The 5,361-nt window shown below is 46.9% G+C and carries 7 protein-coding genes; 5 read left to right on the top strand and 2 right to left on the bottom strand.

Going from position 1 to position 5,361, the window contains the following annotated elements; all coding sequences use genetic code 11:
• Positions 1 to 296 (top strand): hypothetical protein (locus ACTIE6_RS11155; RefSeq protein WP_439556706.1); only part of this gene is annotated, 296 nt, incomplete at its 5' end.
• A gap of 129 nt (positions 297 to 425) precedes the next feature.
• Here ACTIE6_RS11155 and ACTIE6_RS11150 read toward each other — a convergent pair.
• Entirely contained in the window at positions 426 to 1,310 is an 885-nt protein-coding gene (locus tag ACTIE6_RS11150) for an NmrA family NAD(P)-binding protein (RefSeq protein ID WP_439556705.1), read from the bottom strand.
• Positions 1,311 to 1,390: 80 nt separating this feature from the next.
• Here ACTIE6_RS11150 and ACTIE6_RS11145 point away from each other — a divergent pair, with 80 nt between their 5' ends.
• The 3 genes from ACTIE6_RS11145 to ACTIE6_RS11135 all read left to right on the top strand — a co-directional run bounded on the left by ACTIE6_RS11145 (position 1,391) and on the right by ACTIE6_RS11135 (position 3,988).
• Positions 1,391 to 1,774 (top strand): winged helix-turn-helix transcriptional regulator, encoded by a 384-nt coding sequence (locus ACTIE6_RS11145; RefSeq protein WP_439556704.1) that lies wholly within the window; start codon positions 1,391 to 1,393, stop codon positions 1,772 to 1,774.
• A 78-nt stretch (positions 1,775 to 1,852) separates the two neighbouring features.
• Complete coding sequence (locus ACTIE6_RS11140) at positions 1,853 to 3,163, top strand: BNR-4 repeat-containing protein (RefSeq protein WP_439556703.1); 1,311 nt, start codon at positions 1,853 to 1,855, stop codon at positions 3,161 to 3,163.
• A 78-nt stretch (positions 3,164 to 3,241) separates the two neighbouring features.
• Positions 3,242 to 3,988 (top strand): ThuA domain-containing protein, encoded by a 747-nt coding sequence (locus ACTIE6_RS11135; protein WP_439556702.1) that lies wholly within the window; start codon positions 3,242 to 3,244, stop codon positions 3,986 to 3,988.
• A 147-nt stretch (positions 3,989 to 4,135) separates the two neighbouring features.
• Here the strand turns inward: ACTIE6_RS11135 and bla are convergent, their stop codons facing one another.
• Positions 4,136 to 4,873: a subclass B1 metallo-beta-lactamase gene (bla, locus tag ACTIE6_RS11130; RefSeq protein ID WP_439556701.1), complete on the bottom strand. Its 738-nt coding sequence runs from the start codon at positions 4,871 to 4,873 to the stop codon at positions 4,136 to 4,138.
• Positions 4,874 to 5,003: 130 nt separating this feature from the next.
• Here bla and ACTIE6_RS11125 point away from each other — a divergent pair.
• Positions 5,004 to 5,361 (top strand): DUF1304 domain-containing protein (locus ACTIE6_RS11125; RefSeq protein ID WP_439556700.1); only part of this gene is annotated, 358 nt, incomplete at its 3' end.

Below are 5,361 nucleotides of genomic sequence, written 5' to 3'. Positions count from 1 at the left end.
AGCTTCCAAAACTGACCAATGCGAGCGGTAAAGAATTCAGCATTGTGCGGTTTGACGTAGAGGTACTGACCAAAGGTAATGTAACACTTGCCTTGAGCACGCCGGGTAGGGTAATCGCTTATGCCGGAAACAAGCAGATCAAGGTCGCAGATGGGAATATCACGGCGGCACTACCACAGGGAATGCAGCAGTTCTCGCTGATTATTGACAGAGATGTTGTAAAAGGAAACGGCCTGAAAGTAGAGTTGAAAGACGCTCCCGGCGGCGCTCAGACGCGTTTGCGAATGGGAAAGTAGGTGTCTGATGGAATTTGTCATGCTGAGCGGAGTCGAAGCGAAGTGCACTCCGCTTCGACTCCGCTCAGCATGACAAGAAAAGAAATTCAACCTGAATAAGTTAGTAGAAGCAAGACTGATATTCTACCCCTACGCCAATACCGCTGCAAATTCCTTCGCGAAATCTTCCAGTTTGTGTTTGCCGAGTGTAGCAGGGTGATTTTTCCAGTAATCTTCCTGCAAAGTTCCGTTACGCAGTGACTGGCCCATTTGGAGGTATAAGGTGGCGAAGCTTTCGTTTAAACCTGCGCCGAGCATTCCTTCATAAGCCTGTTCGTCGGAGAAGGTGACCCAGGGAATGTTATCTTTACCAGCGGCTTTGCCCAGGATGCTGGCGATTTCAGTCGGGTGTCTTTCGTCGCTGGAAATGTAGGTAATGTTCTGTCCGGTAAGTGGTTGCAGCAAATGGGCGGTGGCTATTTCTGCAATGTCGTCGGTGTGGGTGAGTACCAGTTTTTCGTCGGTATCCCCGAAGTTGTTACCCGCAATTCCCGCCTGTTGTATCAATCCGGCAAGACTGAACAGGTTGTTGTAAAAGTAGGAGGGGCGAAGGAAATCGAGGTGCAGACCAGGCAATGCAAGCAGCTTTTCTTCCAGGTAACCCAGTCCGTCGATCGGACCTGCGCCTTTACGTAAATGCGCGCCGATGCTGCTGAGCAGAACTACGTGTTTGATGCTGCTGCCTTTCAATGCTTCAATGTACTTGTCGGCCACTTCGATCTGGAATGCGGCATAGTCTGTCAGTGAGAAGCTGCTCGGGATCATCAAATAAGCTACTTCTGCATTGCTGAACGCATTTTTGAGAAACGACAGGTCGGTAACCGAGCCGATTGCTGCTTTCGCTCCGAGACTTTCGATTTCTGCGTTCTTGTCCGCGCTGCTGCTGATTACTGCCACTTCATGGCCGGCGTTTACGAGGTTTTTGGTTACGGGTAAACTAATGTGGCCGAGTGATCCTGTGATGATATATTTCATAGTTGTAAGTTGTTTTTTGTTGGCACAAAGCTATATTTGCACTTACTTTTTAGCAAGTACTTACCCCAAAGTGTGTATCTATGACAAAGATCAAAGAGAGCTCGACGATCCATGCAAACAAGCTGATTGCCTTGGCGGCCTGTCCGGTTACTTATGTGATGAACAGGATCGGCGGACATTGGAAACCGATCATTATTTACCATTTAATCAGTGGGAGTAAACGGTATAGCGAGATTAAAAAGGCAATGCCGCATATTACCGAAAAGATGCTGATCCAGCATTTGAAGCAGCTGGAAGCGGATAATTTGGTTTCGAGAGAAGCCAAACCGGTGGTGCCGCCTTATGTGACGTATTCGCTTACTGAGGCAGGTAAAGAGCTGCAAACCGTGATCCACGGAATGGCGGAATGGGCTTTGAAGGATATGGAGCGGGTGAAATCGCCTGAGCTGGTGGAAGCGGATTGATAATAAGTCGTGGTTTTCACGGGAAGAAATCGTCACAAGAGGTAAATTACAGCCTTTCACAACTGACATTCCTGACCGATGAAGCGTACCAGTATCTGTTTTCTTCTGCTTTTTATTGCATTAACTCCGATTTCTGCCCAAAAACAACAGACCCTCACCGAAGATGGTACCTGGTGCTGGTTCAGTGATCCGCGGGCGATTTATACAAAAAGCGGCTCCGTTGTCACTGGCTGGGTTACCAAAACAGGTGATATTGTTGCAGCTTCTCTGGATCTGAAATCCGGAAAAAGCGAGCAAAATCGGCTTTATACCAAACTGGAAATTGACGACCATGATAATCCCGCATTCCTGGAATTGCCTGATCAGAACATTTTAACACAATATACCTGGCACGGCGGCGGAAAGAATGGAATGGGTGTGATCCAGAACGTTACTTCCAAACCGGGCAACGTGGACAGCTTTTCGGATTCTGTTGTTTTCCTGCCCAAAACAGATGCATTGTTGAAGCAGTTTGTCCGCGAGACTTACACTTATGCAAATCCTTTTTTGCTGAGCGCCGAGAACAATAAAGTGTACAGCTTCGGCCGCTGGATCGGTTTCAAGCCGAATTATATTACTTCTTCTGACAATGGAAAAACCTGGTCGGACCCGAAAGTAGTTATCACTTCCAAGAAGCTCGACACCAATAACCGGCCTTACGTCAAATACTTCTCAGATGGAAAATCGAAGATCCACCTGATCTTCACAGACGGTCACCCGCGCAGTGAGGCTTTGAACTCTGTTTATTACTGCTACTACGAAAAAGGCGCTTTCTGGCGCGTCGACGGTTCTAAGATAAAGGAAGTAGACCAGCTTCCATTTCACCCGGAAGATGCGTCCATTGTTTACAAAGCTTCCCCAGAAACAGGCAGAGCGTGGATTTTTGATATTGTAGTTGATAAAAAAGGCAGGCCGGTAGTGGCTTACACGCGGTATCCGAGCAGCGAAAAGCACCAGTATTACTATGCTGTTTTTGATGACAAGAAGTGGATTGACAACCATTTGATTGACTCAGGAAAATGGTTTCCGCAAACACCCGAAGGAAAGCCGGAGCGGGAAGAGAATTATTCGGGTGGTTTAACAATTGACCCGCTCAATCCGGAGGTTGTCTACTTTTCCCACCAGATCAATGGCGTTTTTGAAATTTCAAAGGGGCAGACCAGCGACTTTGGTAAAACTTGGAAAATCACACCAGTTACCCGCGATTCGCAGCTTGATAATGTGAGACCGATGGTCCCGCGTTATAAAAAGAAGAGCGATCAGCCTGTCCTGCTGTGGATGCAGAACAAGAAATATGTGCATTATACGGATTATGACACGCGCATTATGTGGGAAGTTTTAAATAAATGACAGAAAGTATATTCCACCCGCCAGCTTGTTTTACCTACAAATCAGTTTTGCAATCCATTTAACAATTCAATTATAATCATGCAAAAAAAGTTACTAGCGCTTGCTCTTTTTCTGGCAGCGACATTTACAGCACAGGCTCAGCAGTTTAAGGTATTGTTATTTACCAAAACTGCCGGTTTTCACCACGTGTCCATTCATGAAGGTGTAGCTGGCATTCGTAACCTGGCATCGCGTCACAATTTTTCGGTTGACTGGCAGGAGAATGCGGATGTTTTCAATGAGAAAAGCCTTGCCAACTACCAGGCTGTCATTTTCCTGAATACGACTGGCGATATCCTCAACGATCAGCAGCAGGCGGCTTTTGAAAAATACATTAAGAGCGGAAAAGGCTGGGTAGGTATCCACTCGGCGGCTGACACAGAGTACGATTGGCCGTGGTATGGTAAGCTGGTAGGAATGTATTTCAAAACGCACCCAGCGCAGCAAACTGCATTTCTGGACGTAAAAGACAGCAATTTCCCAGGGCTGGAACGCTTCCCAAAACGCCTGATGTGGACGGATGAATGGTACGAGTACAAAAAGCCGTACAATGCCGACGATTTGAAAATATTGGTGACACTGGACGAAAAAACGTACGATCCTAAAACAAACCAGGGAACCGGAATGGGTGCAGAGCACCCAATGGCGTGGTACCATAATTACGACGGAGGCCGTGCATTTTACACGGGTCTAGGCCATATCGGCCTCGTTTATTCTGACCAGACTTTCCTGGATCATTTATACGGAGGAATTTTCTGGGCTGCGACTGGAAAGGGGTTGAAGTAATTGACGCAAGAGAGCAGACAATGCTGCGTTAAGCCTTTGTCATGCTGAACTTTTGCCATACTAAACTTTTGTCATGCTGAGCGCAGTCGAAGCAACGTGCACAATGCCTCGACCGCCCGGCGGCCCGGTCCGCTCAGCATGACAATTTTACTTCTTCACTTCAAACAACGCGATCGTATAATCCAGCAAAGCAGTATTCCCAACGTCACCATGGCCTGGAATTACGACTTGCGTGTCTGGATACTTTTGTTTGATTTTCGTGACAGTCGCAGACCAATCCTTCACATTCGCATCCGCCAGGTTACCTTTTGTTGCATCGAGTTCCTTGATCAGGCAGCCGCCGAACATGGCTTTTTCGCTGGGAAAGTAGCCTATAACATTGTCGCGCGTATGTCCCTCTCCATTAAATTCGGTAATCACCTTGCGATCGCCAACTGTTAGTTCCAGCTTATCATCGAAACCTTTTTGAGGTACTTTGAATTTCGCATTTTTGGCAGATGTAATCGTCTTGTTAGTTGCATAAGAAGGAATGCCACGTTTGTGAAATGCATCCAATCCGGCTACACAGTCCTCGTGAAAATGCGTGGCAATGACTGCTTTTACTTTGCATTTCAGGTTGGTTTCCACCCAATCAATCACCGCGGCCGAAGTTGAATCATCGACAGGCGTGTCAAAAATAATGGCTTCGCCTTTATCGAAAACGATCATCCCATTGCAAGGCACCCTGCCGAAACTTTGCGTTTGCAAGTAGGTAATATGCTGGTATACATGGTCTTTTACCTTCTCGATAATCAGGTTTTCAGATTTTAGGCTCTGTGCAGAAACCACTGATACAGCGCGGCAGGAAACAAGGAGCAGGAATAGCGTAAGACTTTTTTTGAGCATGAGAATGGGAGTGAATTGATTAGCGATGGTCAGCTGCAAGATAGCGCAAAATTTGTTTTCGGTACAGCAGACCATGCTGCAAAGCGCGCACGAATCTCTATATTCACCAAAACAACCTGAATCGAACCAAATGGAAACACTAGCCAAAATCATCATCGCCCTCGTCGCCCTCGAACACCTTTACATTCTCTACATCGAAATGTTTGCCTGGGAAACAAAGGGAAAAGAAACCTTCAAAGGCTCACTCGCACCGGAGATGTTCAAGCCGACCAAAACGCTGGCTGCAAATCAAGGTTTGTATAATGGGTTTCTGTCCGCTGGTCTTGTCTGGTCTCTGCTGATCGAAGACGCCAATTGGTCATTTTACGTGGCGGTATTTTTTCTTACATGCGTGATAGTAGCAGGGGTTTATGGGGCTGTGACGGCTAGTAAGAAGATTTTCTGGGTGCAGGCGCTGCCTGCGATTGTGGGGTTGGTGGTTTTGCATT

This window comes from Dyadobacter sp., from assembly GCF_051859145.1.
In the GTDB taxonomy this organism is placed as follows: Bacteria; Bacteroidota; Bacteroidia; order Cytophagales; family Spirosomataceae; genus Dyadobacter.
This window is presented reverse-complemented; position numbering and strand designations above follow the sequence as displayed.